The organism is Paraburkholderia sp. HP33-1 (assembly GCF_021390595.1).
Taxonomy (GTDB): Bacteria; Pseudomonadota; Gammaproteobacteria; order Burkholderiales; family Burkholderiaceae; genus Paraburkholderia.
Genome location: NZ_JAJEJR010000001.1, coordinates 402,186 through 425,257, shown reverse-complemented (window position 1 = coordinate 425,257; position 23,072 = coordinate 402,186). Strand labels below are relative to the sequence as shown.

General features: G+C 63.8%; 21 protein-coding genes. 14 read left to right on the top strand and 7 right to left on the bottom strand.

All coding sequences use genetic code 11. The features are described from left to right. Nucleotides 1–103: 103 nt before the first annotated feature. Complete coding sequence (locus L0U81_RS01990; protein WP_233799919.1) at nucleotides 104–1,291, bottom strand: MFS transporter; 1,188 nt, start codon at nucleotides 1,289–1,291, stop codon at nucleotides 104–106. A 211-nt stretch (nucleotides 1,292–1,502) separates the two neighbouring features. Here L0U81_RS01990 and uvrA point away from each other — a divergent pair, with 211 nt between their 5' ends. From uvrA to L0U81_RS01975, 3 genes are all read left to right on the top strand, one after another. After that, complete coding sequence (uvrA, locus tag L0U81_RS01985; RefSeq protein WP_233799918.1) at nucleotides 1,503–4,376, top strand: excinuclease ABC subunit UvrA; 2,874 nt, start codon at nucleotides 1,503–1,505, stop codon at nucleotides 4,374–4,376. Between the two features lie 34 nt (nucleotides 4,377–4,410). Next, on the top strand, nucleotides 4,411–5,496 hold the full coding sequence (locus L0U81_RS01980) for an AI-2E family transporter (protein ID WP_233799917.1): 1,086 nt from the start codon (nucleotides 4,411–4,413) through the stop codon (nucleotides 5,494–5,496). 268 nt (nucleotides 5,497–5,764) lie between these two features. Continuing rightward, a complete protein-coding gene (locus tag L0U81_RS01975) occupies nucleotides 5,765–6,991 on the top strand; it encodes a PepSY-associated TM helix domain-containing protein (protein WP_233799916.1) in 1,227 nt (408 codons plus the stop codon). A gap of 21 nt (nucleotides 6,992–7,012) precedes the next feature. Here L0U81_RS01975 and purU read toward each other — a convergent pair whose 3' ends face one another. From purU to L0U81_RS01950, 5 genes are all read right to left on the bottom strand, one after another. Further along, nucleotides 7,013–7,882: a formyltetrahydrofolate deformylase gene (gene purU, locus L0U81_RS01970; RefSeq protein WP_233799915.1), complete on the bottom strand. Its 870-nt coding sequence runs from the start codon at nucleotides 7,880–7,882 to the stop codon at nucleotides 7,013–7,015. A gap of 71 nt (nucleotides 7,883–7,953) precedes the next feature. Continuing rightward, a complete protein-coding gene (locus tag L0U81_RS01965; RefSeq protein WP_233799914.1) occupies nucleotides 7,954–8,820 on the bottom strand; it encodes an NUDIX hydrolase in 867 nt (288 codons plus the stop codon). Between the two features lie 72 nt (nucleotides 8,821–8,892). Continuing rightward, nucleotides 8,893–9,507 carry a LysE family translocator gene (locus tag L0U81_RS01960; protein ID WP_233799913.1) on the bottom strand — a complete coding sequence of 205 codons (615 nt, stop codon included), beginning with the start codon at nucleotides 9,505–9,507 and terminating at the stop codon, nucleotides 8,893–8,895. An 81-nt stretch (nucleotides 9,508–9,588) separates the two neighbouring features. Beyond that, complete coding sequence (locus tag L0U81_RS01955; RefSeq protein WP_233799912.1) at nucleotides 9,589–10,155, bottom strand: adenine phosphoribosyltransferase; 567 nt, start codon at nucleotides 10,153–10,155, stop codon at nucleotides 9,589–9,591. Between the two features lie 81 nt (nucleotides 10,156–10,236). After that, nucleotides 10,237–12,234, bottom strand: a complete 1,998-nt coding sequence (locus L0U81_RS01950; RefSeq protein ID WP_233804179.1) for a cation:proton antiporter domain-containing protein — start codon at nucleotides 12,232–12,234, stop codon at nucleotides 10,237–10,239. Between the two features lie 205 nt (nucleotides 12,235–12,439). Between L0U81_RS01950 and kdsD the strand changes: the two genes are divergently transcribed. The 11 genes from kdsD to L0U81_RS01895 all read left to right on the top strand — a co-directional run bounded on the left by kdsD (nucleotide 12,440) and on the right by L0U81_RS01895 (nucleotide 21,874). Then, nucleotides 12,440–13,423, top strand: a complete 984-nt coding sequence (kdsD, locus tag L0U81_RS01945; RefSeq protein ID WP_233799911.1) for an arabinose 5-phosphate isomerase KdsD — start codon at nucleotides 12,440–12,442, stop codon at nucleotides 13,421–13,423. Next, on the top strand, nucleotides 13,423–13,983 hold the full coding sequence (locus L0U81_RS01940; RefSeq protein ID WP_233799910.1) for a KdsC family phosphatase: 561 nt from the start codon (nucleotides 13,423–13,425) through the stop codon (nucleotides 13,981–13,983). The genes kdsD and L0U81_RS01940 overlap by 1 nt, the downstream gene beginning before the upstream one ends. Beyond that, nucleotides 13,980–14,567, top strand: a complete 588-nt coding sequence (lptC, locus tag L0U81_RS01935; protein WP_233799909.1) for an LPS export ABC transporter periplasmic protein LptC — start codon at nucleotides 13,980–13,982, stop codon at nucleotides 14,565–14,567. Before L0U81_RS01940 ends, lptC begins: the two co-directional genes overlap by 4 nt. 39 nt (nucleotides 14,568–14,606) lie before the next feature. Next, complete coding sequence (gene lptA / locus L0U81_RS01930) at nucleotides 14,607–15,278, top strand: lipopolysaccharide transport periplasmic protein LptA (RefSeq protein WP_233799908.1); 672 nt, start codon at nucleotides 14,607–14,609, stop codon at nucleotides 15,276–15,278. Between the two features lie 17 nt (nucleotides 15,279–15,295). Beyond that, nucleotides 15,296–16,072 carry an LPS export ABC transporter ATP-binding protein gene (lptB, locus tag L0U81_RS01925; RefSeq protein WP_233804178.1) on the top strand — a complete coding sequence of 259 codons (777 nt, stop codon included), beginning with the start codon at nucleotides 15,296–15,298 and terminating at the stop codon, nucleotides 16,070–16,072. 182 nt (nucleotides 16,073–16,254) lie between these two features. Beyond that, complete coding sequence (locus L0U81_RS01920) at nucleotides 16,255–17,775, top strand: RNA polymerase factor sigma-54 (protein ID WP_233799907.1); 1,521 nt, start codon at nucleotides 16,255–16,257, stop codon at nucleotides 17,773–17,775. Between the two features lie 170 nt (nucleotides 17,776–17,945). Continuing rightward, nucleotides 17,946–18,302, top strand: a complete 357-nt coding sequence (gene hpf / locus L0U81_RS01915) for a ribosome hibernation-promoting factor, HPF/YfiA family (RefSeq protein WP_233799906.1) — start codon at nucleotides 17,946–17,948, stop codon at nucleotides 18,300–18,302. Nucleotides 18,303–18,643: 341 nt separating this feature from the next. After that, complete coding sequence (locus tag L0U81_RS01910) at nucleotides 18,644–19,159, top strand: PTS sugar transporter subunit IIA (protein WP_233799905.1); 516 nt, start codon at nucleotides 18,644–18,646, stop codon at nucleotides 19,157–19,159. Nucleotides 19,160–19,239: 80 nt separating this feature from the next. Continuing rightward, complete coding sequence (hprK, locus tag L0U81_RS01905; protein WP_008921706.1) at nucleotides 19,240–20,208, top strand: HPr(Ser) kinase/phosphatase; 969 nt, start codon at nucleotides 19,240–19,242, stop codon at nucleotides 20,206–20,208. Between the two features lie 97 nt (nucleotides 20,209–20,305). Further along, nucleotides 20,306–21,199 carry an RNase adapter RapZ gene (gene rapZ, locus L0U81_RS01900; RefSeq protein ID WP_233799904.1) on the top strand — a complete coding sequence of 298 codons (894 nt, stop codon included), beginning with the start codon at nucleotides 20,306–20,308 and terminating at the stop codon, nucleotides 21,197–21,199. A gap of 39 nt (nucleotides 21,200–21,238) precedes the next feature. Next, nucleotides 21,239–21,874: an LON peptidase substrate-binding domain-containing protein gene (locus L0U81_RS01895; protein WP_233799903.1), complete on the top strand. Its 636-nt coding sequence runs from the start codon at nucleotides 21,239–21,241 to the stop codon at nucleotides 21,872–21,874. A 60-nt stretch (nucleotides 21,875–21,934) separates the two neighbouring features. Here the strand turns inward: L0U81_RS01895 and mutY are convergent, their stop codons facing one another. Beyond that, entirely contained in the window at nucleotides 21,935–23,068 is a 1,134-nt protein-coding gene (gene mutY, locus L0U81_RS01890; RefSeq protein ID WP_233799902.1) for an A/G-specific adenine glycosylase, read from the bottom strand. Nucleotides 23,069–23,072: the final 4 nt, after the last annotated feature.

Sequence of the window (23,072 nt, the reverse complement as noted above, 5' to 3'; positions counted from 1 at the left end):
CGGTTCGCGTCTCACGCCCGGCAGGCCCGAGACCAGAAGAGCGCCTCTGCCCGCCGCCGGGTGAGTTCTGGATGATTCGGGACCGTGCCCCGAGTACGCTGTGTTATGCCTTGCGGGGCGGCTGTTTCATCTTGGCGGCGATTATAAGCCAGCAAAATACCAGCCCGGAGCAGGCGAAGAATACCGCGCTCTGGCCGTTCACCTTCAGCAGCCAGCCGCCGATCATCCCGCCCAGCGCAAGACCGATCGACTGTGTGGTGTTGTACACGCCGGCCGCCGCCCCTTTGCGGGTGCCGGGCGCCAGTTTCGACACCAGCGACGGCTGCGAGGCTTCGAGAATATTGAAGCCGAGAAAGTACACGAACAGGATCGCCGCCACACTCAGAATCGTATGCGGAGCAACGCCCAATAACAACTGGCCGATCAGGATAAGGGCGATCGCCGACAGCAGCACGATCTTCATCTTGCCGCGCTTCTCGGCGGCGATGATCGCCGGCACCATCATCACGAACGACAGCCCCATCACCGGCAGATATACCTTCCAGTGCGACGCGACCGGCAGCCCGCCCGCTTCGAGAATGCGCGGCACGACGAGGAACAGCGCGGTTTGCGTCGCGTGCAGCACGAGCACCCCGAAATTCAGACGCAGCAGCTCGACGTTGTGCAGCACTTCGGCGAACGGCGCGCGCACGTGCACAGGCTTCGGCGCATCGGGCACGACCCACACCACGACGCCGATCGCGAGGATCGCGAAGACGCCGACCAGCGTGAAGAGCCCGCTCATGCCGAGCCATTGGAACACGATCGGCGCGCCGACGATCGCCACCGCGAACGACACGCCGATGCTGCCGCCGACCATCGCCATCGCCTTGGTGCGATGTTCCTCCGAGGTCAGATCGGCGATAAACGCGATCACCGCCGACGACACCGCGCCCATCCCCTGAATCACCCGGCCGACGATGATCCACGTCATGTCGTGCGCGCCCGCCGCGACGAAGCTGCCGATCGCGAAGATCAGCAGGCCCGTGGCGATCACCGGCTTGCGGCCAATCTTGTCGGAAATCCAGCCGTAGAAGATGTAGAGCATCGACTGCGTGACGCCGTACGCGCCGAGCGCGATGCCGACGAGCAGCACGTTCTCGCCGCCGGGGATGGTCTTCGCGTAGATCGAGAACACCGGCATGATCATGAAGAGACCCAGCATGCGCAGCGCGAAGATGGCAGCAAGCGACACGGTCGCGCGCAATTCGGGCGCGCTCATGCGTGTGGAGATGGCGGACGGATTGGACATCGAAGCGTTGTTTGAATGAACCGGGCGGCGAGCCCGTGGGGACAGCCCCGGCCGCCGGCACACGCGGCGCGAAAGCGCCGCTTTGCAGCTCACCCCGAACCTGCCCTCGCGCCTCGTTCCCGTTGTCAGGAAGCCGTAACGGCGGTCTTGAAAAGTCGTTATAGTAGCAGGTTTGGCCTGTCTCCCTTTCCGCAGTTCATGGAATAGATCCGTGGAACAAATCCGTATTCGTGGGGCTCGCACCCACAACCTGAAGAACGTCAATCTCGACCTACCGCGTCACAAGCTCGTCGTTGTCACGGGGCTTTCGGGCTCCGGCAAATCGTCGCTGGCGTTCGATACGCTGTATGCGGAAGGGCAGCGGCGCTATGTCGAAAGTCTGTCCGCCTACGCGCGGCAGTTCCTGCAACTGATGGAAAAACCGGACGTCGACCTGATCGAAGGTCTGTCGCCCGCCATCTCGATCGAACAAAAGGCGACTTCGCACAATCCGCGCTCGACGGTCGGCACCGTCACCGAAATCCACGACTATCTGCGTCTGCTGTTCGCGCGCGTCGGCACGCCCTACTGCCCCGATCACGAGATTCCGCTCGAAGCGCAAAGCGTGTCGCAGATGGTCGACGCGGCGCTCGCGCTGCCCGAGGAAACGCGCCTGATGATCCTCGCGCCCGTCGTCTCCGATCGCAAGGGCGAGCACACGGATCTGTTCGAGGACATGCAGGCGCAAGGCTTCATCCGCTTTCGCGTGCGCTCGGGCGGCGGCACCGCCAACGAAGGCACCGCGAAAATCTACGAAGTCGACTCGCTGCCGAAGCTGAAGAAAAACGACAAGCACACGATCGACGTCGTGATCGACCGTCTGCGCGTGCGCCCGGACATGAAGCAGCGCCTCGCCGAATCGTTCGAAACGGCACTGCGTCTCGCCGACGGCCGCGCGATCACGCTCGAAATGGATACGGACAAGGAGCACCTGTTCAGTTCGAAGTTCGCCTGCCCGATCTGCTCGTATTCGCTGCCGGAACTCGAGCCGCGCCTGTTCTCGTTCAACAACCCGATGGGCGCGTGCCCCGAATGCGACGGCCTCGGCCAGATCACGTTCTTCGATCCGAAGCGGGTGGTCGCGCATCCGTCGCTGTCGCTCGCCGCGGGCGCGGTGAAGGGCTGGGACCGGCGCAACCAGTTTTACTTCCAGATGCTGCAGAGCCTCGCGGCGTTCTACGACTTCGACATCGACACCGCGTTCGAAGACTTGCCTGAAAAAGTCCGCAAGATCCTGCTGTACGGTTCAGGCAAGCAGGAGATTCCGTTCTCGTACATCAACGAGCGCGGCCGCACCTCGGTGCGCGAGCACGTGTTCGAAGGGATCATCCCGAATCTGGAGCGACGCTACCGCGAAACCGATTCGTCCGCGGTCCGCGAAGAGCTCGCCAAGTATCAGAACAACCAGCCATGCCCGGCGTGCGCGGGCACGCGACTGCGTCGCGAAGCGCGCTTCGTGCGCATCGGCGCGGACAGTGATGCGCGCGGCATCTTCGAGATCAGCGGCTGGCCGCTGCGCGATGCGCTCGGCTACTTCCAGACCCTGCGCCTAGAAGGCTCGAAGCGCGAGATCGCCGACAAGGTCGTGAAGGAAATCGTCGCGCGTCTGATGTTCCTCAATAACGTCGGGCTCGATTACCTGTCGCTCGAACGCAGCGCGGAAACGCTGTCGGGCGGCGAAGCGCAGCGCATCCGCCTCGCCTCGCAGATCGGCTCGGGGCTCACCGGAGTGATGTACGTGCTCGACGAACCGTCGATCGGTCTGCATCAGCGCGACAACGACCGGCTGATTTCGACGCTCAAGCATCTGCGCGACCTCGGCAACTCGGTGATCGTCGTCGAGCACGACGAGGACATGATCCGCATGGCCGACTACGTGGTCGACATGGGTCCGGGCGCGGGCGAGCACGGCGGCATGGTGATCGCCGAAGGCACGCCGAAAGAGGTGCAACAGAACGCGGCGTCGCTGACTGGCCAGTACATGTCGGGCGCGCGCACGATCGAATTCCCCGACGAGCGCAAGGATCCCGACGAGCGGCGCCTGCGCATCGTCGAGGCGCACGGCAACAATCTGCACAACGTGACGCTCGATCTGCCGGTGGGTCTGCTGACCTGCGTGACCGGCGTGTCCGGCTCGGGCAAATCGACGCTGATCAACGACACGCTGTATCACGCGGTCTCGCATCATCTTTACGGCTCGGCCACGGAGCCGGCGCCGTACGAGTCGATCGAGGGTCTCGAGCACTTCGACAAGGTCATCAACGTCGATCAGTCGCCGATCGGCCGCACGCCGCGCTCGAATCCGGCGACCTACACCGGCCTCTTTACGCCGATCCGCGAGTTGTTCGCGGGCGTGCCGGCCGCCAAGGAGCGCGGCTACGATCCGGGCCGCTTCTCGTTCAACGTGAAGGGCGGCCGCTGCGAGTCGTGCCAGGGCGACGGCGTGCTGAAGGTCGAGATGCACTTCCTGCCGGACGTGTACGTGCCGTGCGATGTCTGCCACGGCAAGCGCTACAACCGCGAAACGCTCGACATCCAGTACAAAGGCAGCAACATCAGCGAAGTGCTCGACATGACGGTCGAGCACGCGTATGAGTTCTTCAAGGCCGTGCCGGTCATCGCGCGCAAGCTGAAAACCTTGCTGGATGTGGGCCTCGGCTATATCCGCCTGGGCCAGTCTGCCACCACGCTGTCGGGCGGCGAAGCGCAGCGCGTGAAACTGTCGCTGGAACTGAGCAAGCGTGATACCGGTCGCACGCTATACATCCTTGACGAACCGACCACCGGCCTGCACTTTCACGATATTGCCTTGCTGCTGGAAGTGATTCACCGGTTGCGCGACCAGGGTAATACCGTCGTGATCATCGAACATAATCTCGATGTAATTAAGACTGCGGACTGGGTCATCGATCTCGGTCCCGAAGGCGGCGCCGGCGGCGGGCAGATCATCGCGCAGGGTACTCCTGAGCAGATCGCGAAGTCGAAGGCAAGCTTTACCGGCAAGTACCTGGCACCGCTGCTCAAGCGCACCGCCAGCGTAAAGTAACGCTGCACTACAGAAGTTGGAGACGGAATAAGCCATGACCAAGCGTAATCAGGCGCGCGAAGACGAACGGGTGCAGGACCTGCGCCCGCGCCCGGTCAGGCTGACCAGCGACATGAGTCTGCCGAAGCTGTCGGCGGTCGAAATCGGCAGCTATGGGGTGATGCTGTTCGGCATGTGGGCGGTCATCGAACTGAAGCTGCTCGGCGCGCTGCTCTCCGGGATGCTGGTGTTTCAGCTCGTGCATACGATCGCGCCGCGCATCGAACGTCATATGTCGAGCAAGCGGGCGCGCTGGCTCGCGGTGGTGATCCTGTCGACGGTGATCGTCGGCGCGCTGACGGGGCTCACGCTCGGCATCATCTCGCATTTCGAGAACGACGTGCCAAGCGTGCAGGCGCTGCTCGATCAGGCGATGCAGCTGATCGACCAGGCGCGTGGCAGGATTCCCCAATTCGTCGCGAACTATCTGCCGGTCGACACCGAGCAGATGAAGACGAAAGCCGCGGAACTGATGCACACGCACGCGAACATGCTGCAGCAAAGCGGCACGACTGCGGCGCGCGCGTTCACGCACGTCCTGATCGGCATGATCATCGGCGCGATCATCGCCGTCGGCGCGCAGAAACAGATCCAGCGGCTGCCGCTGTCCACCGCGTTCGTCACACGCGTCTCGCGTTTTGCCGACGCGTTTCGCCGTATCGTGTTCGCCCAGGTGAAGATCTCCGCGCTCAACGCGGTGTTCACGGCGGTCTTCCTGCTCGTGATCCTGCCGGTCTTTCACGACCGGCTGCCGCTGTCGAAGACGCTGGTGCTTGTCACGTTCATCGTGGGTCTGCTGCCGGTGATCGGCAATCTGATCTCGAACACGATCATCGTCGCGGTCGCGCTATCGGTGAGTTTTCCGGCGGCGATCATGTCGCTCGTGTTCCTGATCCTGATTCACAAGCTCGAGTACTTCCTGAACGCGCGGATCGTCGGTGGCCAGATCGAGGCGCGCGCGTGGGAGTTACTGATCGCGATGCTGGTCATGGAAGCGGCGTTCGGTGTGGCCGGGGTGATCGCGGCGCCGATTTTTTATGCATATATCAAGCGGGAGCTGATTTATTTGCGGTTGGTTTGAGGGGGTGAAAGCCGCTCAGCAAAAAGTCAGCACTCACTAGCGCTCATATCGGGCCGGCCATTCAGGCGACCAAAGCGAAAGCGGCACTTCGGTGCCGTTTTTTTTTTGCTTCCCGCGACGATGCGGTCCCGCCTCTTGCTGACAGAATACTTGCAGCAGATCGGGCCCGCCCCTAAGATGCGAACAATTCCTATTTAGATTTTGTTCGCATCGTGATGTTTCGCCTGCTTTCCCGCTCACGTTCCCGCTACCCCTTGCTGGCTCGCGCATGAGACGCCAGCTTGTCCGCCTGCACCGCTGGTTCGGCGTCGCGACCGCGCTGTTTCTGTTCGTCGCCGGCCTCACGGGCGCGATCATCGCGTGGGACCACGAGCTCGATGCCGCGCTGAACCCGTCCTTCTACCAGGCCCGCACGGCCGGGCCCACGCTGTCCAGCCTCGAACTGGCTCGTCGCGTCGAAGCCGCCGATCCGCGTCTTCGGGTGACCTATCTGCCGCTGGCGGTCGAACCGGGCCACACGCTGCAGATGATGGTACTGCCGCGCACCGACCCGCTGACGAAGCAGCCCTACTCGCTCGGCTTCAACCAGATCGCCGTCGATCCGGTCATCGGCGAGATCCTGGGACGTCGCGAATGGGGCGTCGTGTCGCTCGCGCGGCTCAACCTGATTCCGTTCATCTACAAGCTGCATTACACGCTGCAACTACCGTTTACCGGCGGCGTCGACATCGGCACGTGGGTGATGGGGATCGTCGGTATCGTGTGGCTGTTCGATAGCGTGATTGCGTTGTGCCTGTCGTTTCCGAGCCTGAAGGCCTGGCGCAAGTCGTTCGCATTCCGCCTGAAACGCGGCGGTTATGCGCTGACGTTCGATCTGCACCGCTCCGGCGGCGTGTGGATCTGGGGCCTGCTGACGATCGTCGCGCTGACGTCGATCTCGATGAATCTGTCGTCGCAAGTGGTGCGGCCGATCGTCTCACGGCTGTCGACGCTGACGCCCGATCCGATCAACAACCCCGAAATCCGGCGCGCGCCACAACCGGGCGATCAGCTGCTGAGCCGCGAGCGCATCGTCGAACTCGCCGGGCAGGCCGGCAAGGAGATGCATGTGGCCGCGCCGCCGGGCGGGCTCTACTACGCCGAATTCATGCACGCGTATGGTGTCGGCTTCTACGCGCCCGGCAACGATCACGGCGACAGCGGCCTCGGCAATCCGTGGATGTATTGGGACGCCGTCACCGGCAAACGGCTCGCCGCGCAGATTCCCGGCAAGGGCACGGCCGGCGACATCTTCATGCAGGTGCAGTTTCCGCTGCACTCGGGGCGCATCCTCGGTACTGGAGGGCGGATTCTGATCAGTGCGGTGGGGGTAGCGGTGGCCGTGCTGAGCGTCACGGGCCTGCTAATCTGGCTGAAGAAGCTGAATGGGCGCCGCCGTTCCGCGCAAAACGCGAATCTCGCGAGAAGCACAGGCGGCACGGCGGCGCGCTCGTAACGCAACTTTCCGGCGCAGTTTTTAGCGGAACACGACCGTCTTGCTGCCGTTCAGCACGACGCGATGCTCGACGTGCCACTTCACCGCGCGCGCAAGCGTCACGCACTCGACGTCGCGGCCGATTGCCGTCAGTTGGTCCGGCGTCATGCTGTGGTCCACGCGCTCGACTTCCTGCTCGATGATCGGACCTTCGTCGAGATCGGTCGTCACGTAGTGAGCGGTCGCGCCGATCAGCTTCACGCCACGGTCGAACGCCTGGTAATACGGCTTCGCGCCCTTGAAGCTCGGCAGGAACGAGTGATGGATGTTGATCGCGCGACCGGCCAGCGCCCCGCACAGATTCGGCGACAGGATCTGCATGTAGCGCGCGAGCACCACGAGGTCGGCCTGATGTTCGTTAATCACTTCGAGCACGCGCGCTTCCTGCGCGGCTTTTGCATCCGGCGTGCCGCCGAGCAGCGGGAAATGATGGAAAGGAATGTCGTAGCTCGCCGCGAGCTGGTAGAACTCCTTGTGGTTCGAGATGATCGCCGGGATCTCGATGTTGAGCTGACCGGTGCGATAGCGGAACAGCAGATCGTTCAGGCAGTGACCGATCTTCGACACCATGATCACGACGCGCGGCTTCACGTTCGCGTCGTGCAACTCCCAGCTCATGCCGAACTGTTCGGCGAGCGTCACGAACGATGCGCGCAGCGCGTCGAGCCCCGGATCGCCGCCCACCTGCTGAAAATGCACGCGCATGAAGAACTCGCCGGTGCCGCTGTCGCCGAACTGCGCGGAGTCGAGAATATTGCTGCCACGCTCGAACAGAAAGCCCGACACGGCGTGAACGATGCCGGGCCGGTCGGCGCACGACAGTTTGAGGATAAAGCTGTGATCGGTCGACATGACCTCGGTGACTCCCTTCTTCAATGCGTGATTTGTTTCAGTGCGTACTGGCTGTGCGGCATGAGCCTAACCTAGCCGAGCGCCGGCGGCGCGAACAGCGGGTCGATGCCCGCGCACGCGTCTTCGTCGATCCAGCGGCGGCGCAGCAGGCAATCGAGCGTCGCGAGGCTGGCATCGACGGTCAGCGCGCCTTCCTCGATCCAGCGCGCGACTTCGTCGATGCGCGCGAGCCGGTGTTCACCCACTTCGCCGTCCTGGTTGCGTGGCGCGAAATCGGCGGGCAGCGCGAGGTCGTAGATAAAAATCTGCTCGGCCTGTGTACCTTCCGGCAACGATTGCAACACGTGCGCGGTGCGGCCCGCCACTGCGCTTGCGGCGATCTCCGCCGGAATACCCGCTTCTTCCCAGCACTCCTTGACGATCGTCTCGGCGATGCCGAAGCCCCAGCCGATCCCGCCCGCAACGACATTGTCGAGCATGCCGGGGTCGGTCGCTTTCGTGTCGCTACGGCGCGCGATCCACAATTGCGGGGGCCCGCCAAAGGGCGCGCCACCATGCGCGTATTCTACGACGCCGTTCAGATGCACCGCGTAGGTCATCGTGCCGAAGAAGCGCGACGCTGCGCGCTCGATATACGCTAGCGGCGGCGCGTCGAACGCGTTGCGGATGGCGTAGGTTTCGTCGCGCCAGCCGGGGATGCAGCCATCGGCGGCCAGCGCGCCGATCACGGAAGCGAGCGCCGCGCTGCGCAGATCGAGGGTATCGAACCGCGCGGCGAGCGTCACGCCGCCGCTCGCAATCTCGAACACGTCGGGCCAACGCGCGAGCAGCTGCACGTCGCGTTCGCGAATCCAGCCGACCTGTTCGACGCCGATCAGAAACGGCCGATGCGCGTTCGCGTCGAAGCGGCGCGCAGCGGTGATGCAAGGCAAAGTCATCGAAAACTCCAGACTGTCCGCCATTTCGGCGAACCGGGGCAAAGCAGAACCGGGCGTGTTGCGTGACGCCCGTCAGTCGCGCAACGCGACGCGAATCCCGATCGCGATGAACGTCGCGCCGGCCACGCGATCGAGCCACAGGCCAACACGCGGCCGCCGTCTGAGCCAGCCGCCGATGATCCCCGCGCACACGCCGAACAGCGAAAACACCACGACGGTCTGCAGCATGAACAGCGCGCCGAGTTCCAGCATCTGCACGGTCACGCTTTGCGCGCCGTTCGGCTGCACGAACTGCGGCAAGAACACGACGAAGAACAGCGTGACCTTCGGGTTCATCAGATTGCCGAGCACGCTCTGGCGAAACACCGTCGAAAGCGGCTGCGGCGCACGCTCGTGCGCGGTCGCGAGCCCCTGGCTGCGCACCGCCTTGATGCCGATCCACACCAGATACGCGGCGCCGGCGAGCTTGATCACTTCGAATGCGAGCGGCGACGAACGCAGCAGCGCGGCAACGCCGAGCGCGGCGAGCGTGGTGTGAAACGTGATGCCGGCGGCGAAGCCGAGTGCGGCGACGAGACCGGCCGCGCGGCCCTGAGAGATGCCGCGCGCGAGCACCTGCAGATTGTCCGGGCCGGGCGCCACGGTGATCGCGATCGAGGTGGCGAGAAACAGCAGGAAGTTGGGCATTGTTTTGTGACCTTCTGGTTGGACGACTTTTGCTACTCGTACAGCGCAAAAACTTGCGGCGCTCCGTAACGACGTCCCGGTTCAATGACCGTCGAAACTCGTCACCGTATAGAGCGCAAGGCCGCCCTCGCCCAGCAGCTTCGAGCCGCCCAGCTCCGGCAGATCGACGATCGCCGCGCCTTCCACGACGACCGCGCCGAGCCGCTCGAGCAACTGCTTGCCGGCCATCATCGTGCCGCCGGTCGCGATCAGATCGTCGATGATCACGACGCGGTCGCCCGGCTCGCACGCATCCTCGTGAATCTCGACGGTCGCGGTGCCGTACTCGAGCGCATACGATTGCGAGATCCGCTTGTACGGCAGCTTGCCCGCCTTGCGGATCGGGATGAAGCCGAGGCTCAGCTCGTGCGCGACGATCGGCCCGATGATGAAGCCGCGCGCATCGAGCCCGGCGATGTAGTCGAGCTTCGCGTCGATATAGCGCTGCACGAACAGGTCGATCAGCACGCGCAGCGACTTCGGCTCGCGCAACAGCGGCGTGATGTCGCGGAACTGCACACCCGGCTGCGGCCAGTCGGGCACGGTGCGAATGTGACTTCTGATGTAGTCGGCCGCATCGAGCGGCGCGCTCGTGAGCGCGTTGGACATGATGTCTCCGGATGGACCTCGGCAGGTCCGGTGAAAAGCTTGAATCAGGGTCGCCCGACAGAACGGGCCCGGTTCACGGGTTCAGGCCGCGGCGGCGCGGCGGTGCTTCGACAGCAGCTCCTCGGCTTGCGCCAGGTGCTCGGGCAGACCGCGCAGCACCACGATGTCGCTCGCGCGCAGTTTCGTCGACGGGTCCGGCTCGACGCCGCGAATGCCGTGCCGGCGGATCGCGGTCACTTCGACGCCGAGATCGAACAGGCCCAGCTCGGCGAGCGTGCGGCCTACCGCATCGGCGCTCTCGTCGACCGGCACCGATTGTAGCCGCACCTGCTCGTGGCCGTCGTCGTCGTCGATGTCGTCGGCGCCGTGGAAATAGCCGCGCAACAGCGAGTAGCGTTCGTCGCGCATCTCTTCGACGCGCCGCACCACGCGCCGCATCGGCACGCCCATCACGACGAGCGTGTGTGACGCGAGCATCAGACTGCCCTCGACGATCTCCGGAATCACCTCCGTCGCGCCGGCGGCGAGCAGTTTCTCCAGATCGGCGTCGTCGACGGTGCGCACGATGACCGGCAGCGTCGGCTCCATCTCGTGAATGTTGTGCAGCACCCGCATTGCCGACGGCGTGTTCGCGTAGGTGATCGCGATCGCTCCCGCGCGATGCAAGCCCGCGGCCACCAGCGACTCGCGCCGTCCCGCGTCGCCGAACACGACCGATTCGCCGGCCGCTGCGGCCGCCGCGACACGGTCGGGATCGAGGTCGAGCGCCACATAGGAGAGCCCTTCATGCTCGAGCATGCGGGCGAGGTTCTGCCCGGCGCGGCCATAGCCACAGATGATCACATGGCCGCTCTGCTTCAGGCTTTGCGTCGCGATGCGCGTCATCTGCAACGACTGCATCATCCATTCGGTCGACGACAGCCGCAGTACGATGCGGTCCGCGTTCTGGATCATGAACGGCGCGGCGAGCATCGACAGCAGCATCGCGGCGAGAATCGCCTGCAACAGCGTCGCGTCGACAAGATGCCGGTCGAGAATCAGGTTCAACAGCACGAAGCCGAACTCGCCCGCCTGTGCGAGACCGATGCCGGTGCGCATCGCGACGCCGGGCGTCGCGCCAAAAAGCCGCGCGAGGCCGGTAATCATGAGCACCTTCAGCAGCACGGGGCCGATGAAAAAGGCCAGCACGATCAGCGGATGCTCCCAGATCACACGCGGATTGAGCAGCATGCCGGTGGTCACGAAGAAGAGCCCAAGCAGCACGTCGCGAAACGGCTTGATGTCCTCCTCCACCTGATGCCGGTACGGCGTCTCGGCGATCAGCATGCCCGCGATGAACGCGCCGAGCGCGAGCGACAGGCCGAATTTGTCTGTGATGAACGCGGCGCCGAGCGTCACCAGCAGCAGATTGAGAATGAACAGCTCCTGCGAGCGGCGTCGCGCGACCACGTTGAACCAGCGCGTCATGACGTTCTGCCCGACGATCAGCAGCAGCGCCAGGGCCACGACGATCTTGATCGCCGCGACGCCGAGCGCGCTGACCAGATTCTCCGAGCGGCCGCCGAGCGCCGAAATGATGATCAACAGCGGCACCACCGCCAGATCCTGAAACAGCAGCACGCCGAAGATATTGCGGCCGTGCTCGGTTTCGATTTCGAGCCGCTCCGCGAGCATCTTGCTGACGATCGCCGTCGACGACATCGCCAGCGCGCCACCGAGCGCGACACTCGCTTGCCACGTGATATGCACCCAGCGCTCGAGCACGAAACCGAGTGACACCGCCACCGCGACCGTGCCGAGCACCTGCAGCAAGCCGAGTCCGAACACGAGCCGGCGCATCGTACGCAGCTTGGCGAGCGAAAACTCGAGCCCGATCGAGAACATCAGGAATACGACGCCGAATTCCGCAAGATTCTGCGCGCCCGCCGAATCGGGAACCAGTCCGAACGCATGCGGCCCGACGACGATACCGACCGTCAGGTAGCCGAGCATCGGCGGCAGATTCAGGAAACGAAAGATCACCACGCCCACTACCGATGCCAGCAGCAGAAACAGCGTCATTTCGAGCGGGGAAATCATCGGCAAAAACGCATGGGTGAAGCGTCCTCGTTCGTCAGCGGAACCACGCACGAGAACGCCGTGCGACATGTTTGATTGGGCCGGTAAAAAGCTGCTAAAGAGCGGCAAAGCGGCCGAAAAAGGGATTCTCGACAGACCGAGGCGGACGGCGGCTCGGCACGGCAGGCCCGGCGCGGCGAACAGGCGCCTTTGCTATACTCCGCGCATGATAGCGAAAATCAATGGCGACAGGGCACTCGCGCTTGCGCGTGACGTGCTCGACATCGAAGCGGACGCCGTGCGTGCGCTTCGCGACCAGCTCGACGGCGGTTTCGTCGGCGCGGTCGATTACATCCTGAGTTGCCGTGGACGCGTGGTCGTCTCCGGCATCGGTAAATCCGGCCACGTGGCCCGCAAGCTGGCGGCCACGCTGGCAAGCACCGGCACGCCCGCGTTCTTCGTGCATCCCGCGGAAGCGAGTCATGGCGACCTCGGCATGGTCACCGCCGACGACGTATTCCTCGCACTGTCCAATTCGGGCGAAACCGAGGAGTTGATGGCGATCCTGCCGCTCATCAAGCGGATCGGCGCAAAGCTGATCGCAATGACGGGCCGCCCGGGCTCCAGCCTCGCGCAGCTCGCGGATGTGCATCTGAATTCCGGCGTCGCGAAGGAAGCCTGTCCGATGAATCTCGCCCCCACCGCCAGCACCACCGCCGCGCTCGCGCTCGGCGACGCGCTCGCGGTCGCGGTGCTCGACGCGCGCGGCTTCGGCCGCGACGACTTCGCGCGCTCGCATCCGGGTGGCGCGCTCGGCCGGCGCCTGCTGACCTACGTGCGCGACGTCATGCGCACCGGCGACCAGTTGCCGCAGGTCACCCCCGAAGCAACCGTGCGCGATGCCCTCTTTCAGTTGACGGCCAAGCGCATGGGCATGACCGCGATCGTCGACCACGAGGGCCGTGTGACGGGCATCTTCACCGACGGCGACCTGCGCCGCGTGCTTGAACGCGACGGCGATTTCCGCCAGCTGCCGATCGCCTCGGTGATGACCGCCGGCCCGCGTACGATCGGTCCCGACCATCTCGCGGTCGAAGCCGTGGAACTCATGGAGCGCTATCGCATCAATCAGATGCTGGTCGTCGATGAAAAGGGCAAGCTGATCGGCGCGCTCAACATGCACGACCTGTTTTCGAAGAAGGTGATCTGATGGCCGTTGCCCCTCCTACCGCTACTGAACGCGCAAGCCGCGTGAAGCTGATGATTTTCGACGTCGACGGTGTACTGACCGACGGCGGCCTGCTGTTCACGGCGGAAGGCGACACGATGAAAGGCTTCAACTCGATGGACGGCCACGGCATGAAGCTGCTGCGCCAGGCCGGCATCGAAACGGCGATCATCACCGGGCGCAAGTCGGGCATCGTGGCGGCGCGGGTGAAAGAAATGAACATCACGCACGTCTACCAGGGCGTGCAGGACAAGCCGCAGGCGTTCGCCGACCTGCTGCAGCAAACCGGCCTCACCGCCGAGGACTGCGGCTACATGGGCGACGACTGGGTCGATCTCGCGGTAATGCTGCGCGTCGGCTTTGCGGCCGCGCCGGCTAATTCGCATCCCGAGGTGATCGCGCGCGCACACTGGGTCAGTGAGGCACGCGGCGGCCATGGCGCGGCGCGCGAAGTGTGCGACACGCTGCTGCGCGCGCAGCACAAATACGAAGCACTGCTTGCGGCGGCGTGCAGCGGCGAGCAACGGGGCCTCGTGGGATGAACCAGTTCCGCCTGACTTCGCTGATCCCGCTCATCGCGATGGCGGCGCTCGCCGGCATCACGTGGTGGCTGCTGCAAGCCACGATGCCTCGCAAGACCGACGACGAGGTCCGCCCGAAGGAACACACGCCGGACTACTTCGCGGACAACTTCTCGGTGTCCGAACTCGACCAGTCGGGCGCGACGCAGTACCGGCTGACCGCGCAGTCGTTGATCCACTATGAGGACGACGAAATGAGCGACCTCGTCAAGCCGGCAATGCGCGCGTTCCAGCCCGGCAAGCCGATCGTCACCGCGACCGGCGACACCGGCACGGTCAACGCGGATGCGTCGATCGTCAATCTGTACGAAAATGCGCGCATCCTGCGCGCGCCCGGCGGTGGCGATCCGCAGATGCAAGCCGATTCCGAGCATTTCAGGGTCCTCGTCAACGACGATGTGATCGAGACTGAAAAGCCAGTTAAACTTCAGCGCGGCATGTCGGTGATGACTGCCAGCGGCATGAAATACAACAATGTCACCCGGTTTATGCAGCTGTTCGGCAATGTAAGAGGCGCAATCGCCGCGTCCGATTCCGGCCACTAATCCAGCGCATACCGGGTAATCCATTCCAGGCGTGACTGCATGAACGAATCGTTCCCCCGTTTTGATACCAGCCGCTCGCGCGCGCTGTCCGCGTGCCGCGCCGGACTCGCCGCGCTCGTCGTCGCGCTGCCGCTCGTCGGCTTCGCGCCGCTCGCGCACGCCGACCGCGCCGACAAGGACAAGCCGCTGAACATCGAAGCGGACAACATGACTTACGACGACCTGCGGCAGGTCAGCATCTTTACCGGCCACGTGGTCGCGACCAAAGGGACGATCCTGATCAAAGCCGATCGCGTCGAAGTGTCGCAAGACCCGCAGGGCTACCAGTACGCGACCGGCACCTCGAGCGGCAACAATCTGTCGTATTTCCGCCAGAAGCGCGAGGGGCTCGACGAGTACATCGAGGGTACGGCCATCCGTATCGACTACGACGGCAAGCGGGATCTGACCACGCTAACCACCAACGCGACTGTGCGCCGCCTGCAGAGCATGACGACGCTGCTCGACCAGGTGCACGGCAGCGTGATCACCTACGACGGCCAGAATGACTTCTATACCGCGAAGGCGGGCAAGGACGTCGCCGGTCCGGGCAACCCGACCGGCCGAGTGCGCGCGATGCTGGCGCCCCGCAACGCCGGCGCCGCGCCGCTGACCGGCGCGTCGGCCACGCTCACGCCGTCCAACTCGATCGAGGGAGCGCCGAACCAGTGAGCACCGTCAGCAGCACCATCACGCCCCTCCCCCATCGCAAGCCGGCCGGCACCAGCAGCTCGCTGGTCGTGCGCAATCTGAAGAAGCGCTATGGCTCGCGCACGGTCGTCAAGGACGTGTCGCTCGACGTGAAGAGCGGCGAAGTGGTCGGTCTGCTCGGCCCGAATGGCGCCGGCAAGACCACGTCGTTCTACATGATTGTCGGCCTCGTGCCGCTCGACGCCGGCGAAATCGATCTGGATGGCAAATCGATCAGCCTGCTGCCCATTCACAAACGCGCATCGCTCGGCCTGTCGTATCTGCCGCAGGAAGCGTCGGTGTTCCGTAAGCTGAGCGTCGAGCAGAATATTCGCGCGGTGCTGGAATTGCAGCACGAAGAAAACGGCAAGCGCCTCAGCAAAGAGGCGATCACGTCGCGCACCGAAGCGCTGCTCGACGAGTTGCAGATCGCGCATCTGCGTGAAAATCCGGCGTTGTCGCTGTCGGGCGGTGAGCGTCGTCGCGTTGAAATCGCACGCGCTCTGGCAACCAACCCGAGCTTCATTCTGCTCGACGAACCGTTCGCGGGCGTCGATCCGATCGCGGTTCTGGAAATCCAGAAGATCGTCAAGTTTCTGAAGCAGCGCAATATCGGCGTCCTGATTACCGACCACAACGTGCGCGAAACGCTCGGCATCTGCGACCACGCGTACATCATCAGCGACGGCAGCGTGCTGGCCGCCGGCGCGCCCAGCGACATCATCGAAAACGAGAGCGTGCGGCGCGTCTATCTGGGCGAGCACTTCCGCATGTAAGCACACACGGCGTCCCGGCCCCGCAATTTCGCGTGGCCGGGGACGCCGTTTTGCGGCACCCGCACATCCGTTTTCAGGCGGCGCAGGCTGGCGCCGCGTGCCAATTGGGCGTATCTGCAAATTGCGAGTGCCGGAAGGTATCGCGGTCGTGGCAAACTCTCTACAATGAATCTCAACTTGCCATGAAAGCCAGCCTCCAACTCCGCCTATCGCAGCATCTTGCGCTGACGCCGCAACTGCAACAGTCCATCCGGCTGCTACAGCTGTCGACGCTCGAATTGCAGCAGGAAGTCGCCATGGCGATCTCGCAGAATCCGCTCCTCGAAAACGAAGACGAGTGGATCGCGAGCCCGTTGCGGGTGGCGGCCGACGGTACCGTGATAGCCCAGACGCCCGGCTCCTCCTCCGCGCCGGTCGATCCGATGGCGGGCAACGGCTCGGCATCGTCCGAGGGCTCCGGCGAGCGCGCCGAAAGCGGCGAGCCGCAGGGTGTCGACGAATACAACGGCCTCGGCGGTGACGGCGGCGGCGATTCGTCGCAATGGAACCTCGACGACTACGGCCGCTCCGGCAACGCGTCGGACGACGACGACCTGCCTCCCCTGCAAATCCACGAATCGAGCACGTCGCTGCGCGACCATCTGATGGCGCAACTGCGCGTCACCCAGGCGAGCCCGCGCGACCGCGCGCTCATCACGTTCCTGATCGAATCGCTCGACGACGACGGCTATCTCGCCGCGACGCTCGAAGAAGTGTTGGCCGACCTGCCTGAAGAACTCGAAGTCGATCTCGACGAACTGAATGCTGCGCTTGCGCTGCTGCATAGCTTCGACCCGTCGGGAGTCGGCGCGCGGTCCGCGTCCGAATGTCTGAAGCTGCAATTGCTGCGGCTCGATCCATCGCCTACGCGCACGCTTGCGCTAGACATTGTCGGCCATTACCTGGAACTGCTCGCCGCGCGCGATTTCACGCGCCTGCGCAAGCACCTGAAGGCCAGCGACGACGAACTGCGCGACGCGCACGTGCTCATCCGCTCGCTCGAACCATTTCCGGGCGCCGCCTACGGCAAGGCCGAAGCGGACTACGTGGTGCCCGACATCATGGTGCGCAAAACAGCACAGGGCTGGCAAGCGGAACTGAATCCTGAGGTGGTACCGAAGCTGCGCATCAACCATCTGTACGCGAATATTCTGCGCAATAACCGCGGCGATCCGGGCAGCGGATCGTTGCGCCAGCAACTTCAGGAAGCACGCTGGCTGATCAAAAACATCCAGCAGCGATTCGAGACGATCCTGCGGGTTGCGCAGGCTATTGTCGAGCGTCAAAAGAGCTTTTTTGTGCACGGCGAAATCGCCATGCGCCCCTTGGTTTTGCGGGAAATAGCTGATACGCTGGGCCTACACGAGTCGACTGTCTCGCGTGTGACAACCGGTAAATACATGCTGACCCCATTCGGGACGCTGGAATTCAAGTACTTTTTCGGCTCACACGTTTCGACAGACACCGGCGGCGCGGCCTCCTCCACAGCCATTCGCGCGCTGATCAAACAACTGATAGGAGCGGAAAACCCGAAATCGCCACTTTCAGACAGTCGCATAGCCGAACTGCTGGCGGAACAGGGCTTCGTGGTCGCACGACGTACCGTTGCGAAATACCGTGAGGCGCTCAAAATCCCGGCAGTCAACCTGCGCAAGTCTCTGTAGCCCGTCGCGTTTTGCAGCGGGCATTTACCGGCCGCTCCGCACCTGGCGGACAGGCCGGCCGCTGCGACCTGCCAGATGTCCGTCACCGGGGGGCGACTCAGGCAAGCCGTCAGATCGACCGGACCTTTGTCATTGTGCGGACCAAGCGGCCATTAGCTTGGAGAAGCACTATGAATCTCAAGATCAGTGGACACCACCTCGAAGTAACGCCTGCGTTGCGCGAATACGTGATCACCAAACTAGACAGGGTGCTAAGACATTTCGATCAGGTCATCGACGGCAGTGTGGTCCTCTCGGTCGACAACCATAAGGAAAAGGACAAGCGTCAAAAGGTGGAAATCAACCTCCACCTGAAGGGTAAGGATATCTTCGTCGAGAGTTGTGACAGTGATTTGTACGCTGCGATCGATCTGATGATCGACAAGCTCGACAGGCAGGTGATACGCCACAAGGATCGTCTGCAAGGCCATCAGCACGAAGCGATCAAGTATCAGCCGGCGCCGCAACAAGACGTGCCGCCGCAATAGGAGAAATTAGAGGGAATTCCTCATTTTCCCTGAGCTCGTCAAACCGCCCGCGACCGGGCGGTTTTTCGTTTCGGCGCGCGGTTTCCGCTCACCGCCGCTGGGCCTCGTCGAGGCCCCGTTCAACCGTTCCCGCACACGTTTGCGCAGCGCGACATGCGTCGCTCCGCAAGCGGTAAAAAACCTGATATGCATGGATGGCGCGCCGCACCATCGGCTGTCACCCTGATCTATAATGTTCCGGTTACCATCGGGGTCAAGCCAGCTCTGATGAAGTATGGCCGGCCAAAGTCTCACGCTCTTGCGATCGACTCTCACCGCCAGTCTTCGCCAGCATCGAACGAATGGAACGCCACTCAACCGCCCCGGTGGGGAGAACTCAGGCCACGTTTTCGCCTGTCAAAATGAATCGTTTAGCCAAATTTCTTCCCCTCGAGAACGTCGTCATCGGACTATCGGTCACCAGCAAGAAACGCGTGTTCGAGCAAGCGGGCCTGATCTTCGAGAACCAGAACGGCATCGCCCGCAGTACCGTCACAGACAATCTTTTTGCGCGAGAACGACTCGGCTCGACCGGGCTCGGCGAAGGCGTCGCGATTCCGCATGGGCGGATCAAGGGCCTCAAGCAGCCGCTCGCCGCATTCGTCAGACTCGCCGAACCCATCCCCTTCGAAGCGCCGGACGGCCAGCCGGTCTCGCTGCTGATCTTCCTGCTCGTCCCCGAACAGGCCACTCAACAGCACCTCGAAATTCTTTCCGAGATCGCGCAACTGCTGTCCGATCGCGACGCCCGCGAGCGGTTGCACACCGAAACAGACCGCGAATCGTTGCATCGCCTGCTCACTCAGTGGCAACCTTGATGTAACGGCGGCAGTCGTTCGTACGCGCGCACGCACGCAGGTAAGGCCCGACAAGCGGCTCAAACTGGAGTCACTGACTCATGGATACGTCCAGCATCAACGCCCAGAGCATTTTCGACGACAACGCCGCCATGCTGAAGCTCAGCTGGCTCACGGGGCATGAGGGCTGGGAGCGCGGCTTTTCTTCGGAATCGGTCGCCAATGCCACCTCGAGCGCCGATCTCGTCGGCCACCTGAACCTGATCCACCCGAACCGGATCCAGGTGCTCGGCGACGCTGAAATCGACTACTACAAACGTCAGACCGACGAAGACCGCTCGCGCCACATGGCCGAGCTGATCGCGCTCGAGCCACCGTTTCTCGTCGTCGCGGGCGGAGTCGCCGCGCCGCCGGAGCTGGTGCTGCGCTGCACGCGCTCGTCGACACCGCTGTTCACGACGCCGACCTCGGCGGCCGCGGTGATCGATAGCCTGCGTCTTTACATGTCGCGCATTCTCGCGCCGCGCGCGACGCTGCACGGCGTGTTTCTGGACATCCTCGGCATGGGCGTGCTGCTGACCGGCGACTCGGGTCTCGGCAAAAGCGAACTCGGCCTGGAGCTGATCAGCCGCGGCCACGGTCTCGTCGCCGACGACGCGGTCGACTTCGTGCGCCTCGGCCCGGACTTCGTCGAAGGACGCTGTCCGCCGCTGCTGCAGAACCTGCTCGAAGTGCGCGGCCTGGGTCTGCTCGACATCAAGACGATCTTCGGCGAAACGGCGGTGCGCCGGAAAATGAAGCTGAAGCTGATCGTGCAACTGGTGCGCCGTCCCGACGGCGAATTCCAGCGACTGCCGCTGGAAAGCCAGACCGTCGACGTGCTCGGCCTGCCGATCAGCAAGGTGACGATCCAGGTGGCCGCGGGCCGCAACCTCGCGGTGCTGGTCGAAGCCGCCGTGCGCAATACGATCCTGCAGCTGCGCGGCATCGACACGCTGCGCGATTTCATGGATCGGCAACGTCTCGCGATGCAAGATCCCGATAGCCAGTTTCCCGGCAAACTGATCTAAGCGGGCCGCAGCGCCATGAAGCGCCCGTAGAAGGCAGGCCGCGGGCACGCGCATGGAGGCCAGATGCTATGATGAAATCTACGCTTTCGACGACTCCATGCGCATAATTCTGATCACCGGTATATCCGGCTCCGGCAAGTCGGTTGCCCTGAACGCGCTCGAAGACGCGGGCTATTACTGCGTCGACAATCTGCCGCCGCGCTTTCTGCAGCAACTCGCTACCTACCTCGCCGCGGACGGCCAGGATCGTCTCGCGGTCGCGATCGACGCGCGCTCCGGTTCGTCGCTCGACGAAATGCCCGCGATGATCCGCGATCTCAAGCGCTCGCACGACGTGCGTGTGCTGTTCCTCAGCGCGAGCACGCAGTCGCTGATTCAACGCTTTTCCGAAACACGTCGCCGCCATCCGCTGTCCGGCTCGCCCGCGCACGACGCAGATGTGGGCCTGCTCACGTCGCTCGCCGAAGCGATCGAGCGCGAGCGCGAACTGGTCGCGGGGCTGGCCGAATTCGGCCATCAGATCGACACGAGCAATCTGCGCGCGAACGTGCTGCGCGCGTGGGTCAAGCGCTTCATCGAGCAGGAGGACGCGGGGCTCGTGCTGATGTTCGAATCGTTCGGCTTCAAGCGCGGCATACCACTCGACGCGGATTTCGTATTCGACGTACGCACGCTGCCGAACCCATACTACGATCATGAGTTGAGGCCGCTCACCGGCCTCGACAAACCGGTGATGGATTTTCTCGATGCGCAGCCCGTCGTCCACGAGATGATCGACGACATCGAGAAGTACCTGTCCAAGTGGCTGCCGCAGTTCCGCGACGACAATCGCAGCTACCTGACCGTCGCAATCGGTTGCACGGGCGGCCAGCACCGCTCGGTGTTTATCGCGGAGACGCTTGCCGCGCGTCTCGCAACATCGGCGAATGTGATTGTGCGGCACCGCGATGCGCCGGTCGACGTCGGCGAATCATCGAAGCTGGTGGCTTAACCGGCCGCACCGCGCGGCCTTAACCCGAAGCGTTGCGCCATGTCCTCTACGCCTACTGTGTATGCCGATTTGCCGCTGTTTCCGCTGCATACGGTGTTGTTTCCCGATGGCTTGCTGCCGCTCAAAATCTTCGAAGCGCGCTACCTCGACATGGCGCGCGACTGTCTGCGCGAAAAAACGGCGTTCGGCGTGTGCATGCTGAAAAGCGGCGCTGAAGTCGCGCGGGACGAAGAACCTTCGGTGCCCGAAACGATCGGCTGTCTCGCCGAAATCGACGAGTGCGACGTCGAGGCGTTTGGCATGCTCCTGATTCGCGCGCGCGGCACGAAGCGCTTTCGTCTGCTGTCGCATCGCGTCGAAGCAAGCGGTCTGCTGGTCGGCATGGCCGAGCCGCTCGCCGACGACCTGCCGCTCGAAGGCAACGTGCTATTGGCCAAATTCGGTGCGTGCGCGGAAGTGCTGGAGCGGATCATCGCAACGATCCGTGAACGCGCTCCGGACAGCCTGCCGTTCGCGGAGCCATTCCGGCTCGACGACCCGTCCTGGGTATCGAACCGTCTCGCCGAGGTGCTGCCGATTGCGTTGCGCGCGCGGCAAAAGCTGATGGAACTGACCGATGCCGGCGCGCGCATCGACGTCGTGCATCACTACATGCAGCAGCATCAGTTGCTGTGAAGTCGTAATGGCGGCCGCACACAACGCACGTCGTGCACGCAAGGCCGCCCATCCCTTGCGCTAGATCAACGAACCATGCAGGCTGGCTAGCAGCTTGCGCACCGGCGCCGGCACGCCGAACGAATCCAGATCGCTGAGCGCAACCCACGCGGTATCCGCATCGTCGAGCGCGGCCAATGCGCCGACACCGCGATCGAGTTCGGCGAGCCGCGGTTCGATATCCAGCTTGAAATGCGTGAAGACGTGCGAAAACGACGCGAGCGCAGACACTTCGCCGTCGCTGCCGAACGACCGCGCCCGCTCGGCGAGCGACGCTTCGTCGGCGGCTTCGGGCAAACTCCACAGACCGCCCCAGATGCCTGATGGCGGACGCCGCTCGAGCATCACCGCGTTGCCGTCGCGCAGCACCAGCATCCACGTGCGGCGTGTCGGCACCGCTTTCTTCGGCCGCGCGGTCGGCAATTCGCGCTGGCGTCCGGTGACGTTGGCGACGCAGTCGGGCGCAAACGGGCAGCGTGCGCAATCGGGCTTGCCGCGCACGCACAGCGTCGCGCCGAGATCCATCAAACCCTGCGTATATGCGCTGACCTCCTCGTTCGACGCGTTCGCCGGCAGCAGCGATTCCGCGAGCGTCCACATCGCGTTCTCGACTTTCTTCTCGCCCGGAAAACCTTCGACGCCAAACACGCGCGCAAGCACGCGCTTCACGTTGCCATCGAGGATCGTCGCACGCGCGCCGAACGCGAACGACGCGATCGCCGCGGCCGTTGAACGACCAATGCCGGGCAACTCGGCGAGCTGCTCGACCGACGCCGGAAACACGCCGCCATGCCGCTCGACGACGACCTGCGCGCATCGATGCAGATTGCGCGCGCGCGTGTAGTAGCCGAGGCCGGCCCACAGCGCCATCACGTCATCGGACGGCGCAGCGGCGAGCGCGGCGACATCGGGGAAACGCGCAAGAAATTTCGCGTAGTACGGAATCACCGTCGACACCTGGGTCTGCTGCAGCATGATTTCGGACAGCCAGATGCGATACGGATCGCGCGTGTTCTGCCACGGCAGATCGTGGCGGCCATGCTGGCGTTGCCACGCGATCAGGCGCGCGGAGAAATCGGGCATCGGCGGAAATGCGGGTGTAGCGTCGGACGCGCTGGAGCGTGCGTTGGTCGTTGGAGTCAGGCGGGAAGGCATCGAG

What these genes read in the sequence shown, in the direction of transcription:
- L0U81_RS01990 (WP_233799919.1), bottom strand. Translation starts at nt 1,291, where the DNA reads ATGTCCAATCCGTCCGCCATCTCCACACGCATGAGCGCGCCCGAATTG.
- L0U81_RS01980 (WP_233799917.1), top strand. Translation starts at nt 4,411, where the DNA reads ATGACCAAGCGTAATCAGGCGCGCGAAGACGAACGGGTGCAGGACCTG.
- L0U81_RS01975 (WP_233799916.1), top strand. Translation starts at nt 5,765, where the DNA reads ATGAGACGCCAGCTTGTCCGCCTGCACCGCTGGTTCGGCGTCGCGACC.
- purU (WP_233799915.1), bottom strand. Translation starts at nt 7,882, where the DNA reads ATGTCGACCGATCACAGCTTTATCCTCAAACTGTCGTGCGCCGACCGG.
- L0U81_RS01965 (WP_233799914.1), bottom strand. Translation starts at nt 8,820, where the DNA reads ATGACTTTGCCTTGCATCACCGCTGCGCGCCGCTTCGACGCGAACGCG.
- L0U81_RS01960 (WP_233799913.1), bottom strand. Translation starts at nt 9,507, where the DNA reads ATGCCCAACTTCCTGCTGTTTCTCGCCACCTCGATCGCGATCACCGTG.
- L0U81_RS01955 (WP_233799912.1), bottom strand. Translation starts at nt 10,155, where the DNA reads ATGTCCAACGCGCTCACGAGCGCGCCGCTCGATGCGGCCGACTACATC.
- L0U81_RS01950 (WP_233804179.1), bottom strand. Translation starts at nt 12,234, where the DNA reads ATGATTTCCCCGCTCGAAATGACGCTGTTTCTGCTGCTGGCATCGGTA.
- kdsD (WP_233799911.1), top strand. Translation starts at nt 12,440, where the DNA reads ATGATAGCGAAAATCAATGGCGACAGGGCACTCGCGCTTGCGCGTGAC.
- L0U81_RS01940 (WP_233799910.1), top strand. Translation starts at nt 13,423, where the DNA reads ATGGCCGTTGCCCCTCCTACCGCTACTGAACGCGCAAGCCGCGTGAAG.
- lptC (WP_233799909.1), top strand. Translation starts at nt 13,980, where the DNA reads ATGAACCAGTTCCGCCTGACTTCGCTGATCCCGCTCATCGCGATGGCG.
- lptA (WP_233799908.1), top strand. Translation starts at nt 14,607, where the DNA reads ATGAACGAATCGTTCCCCCGTTTTGATACCAGCCGCTCGCGCGCGCTG.
- L0U81_RS01920 (WP_233799907.1), top strand. Translation starts at nt 16,255, where the DNA reads ATGAAAGCCAGCCTCCAACTCCGCCTATCGCAGCATCTTGCGCTGACG.
- hpf (WP_233799906.1), top strand. Translation starts at nt 17,946, where the DNA reads ATGAATCTCAAGATCAGTGGACACCACCTCGAAGTAACGCCTGCGTTG.
- L0U81_RS01910 (WP_233799905.1), top strand. Translation starts at nt 18,644, where the DNA reads ATGGAACGCCACTCAACCGCCCCGGTGGGGAGAACTCAGGCCACGTTT.
- hprK (WP_008921706.1), top strand. Translation starts at nt 19,240, where the DNA reads ATGGATACGTCCAGCATCAACGCCCAGAGCATTTTCGACGACAACGCC.
- rapZ (WP_233799904.1), top strand. Translation starts at nt 20,306, where the DNA reads ATGCGCATAATTCTGATCACCGGTATATCCGGCTCCGGCAAGTCGGTT.
- L0U81_RS01895 (WP_233799903.1), top strand. Translation starts at nt 21,239, where the DNA reads ATGTCCTCTACGCCTACTGTGTATGCCGATTTGCCGCTGTTTCCGCTG.
- mutY (WP_233799902.1), bottom strand. Translation starts at nt 23,068, where the DNA reads ATGCCTTCCCGCCTGACTCCAACGACCAACGCACGCTCCAGCGCGTCC.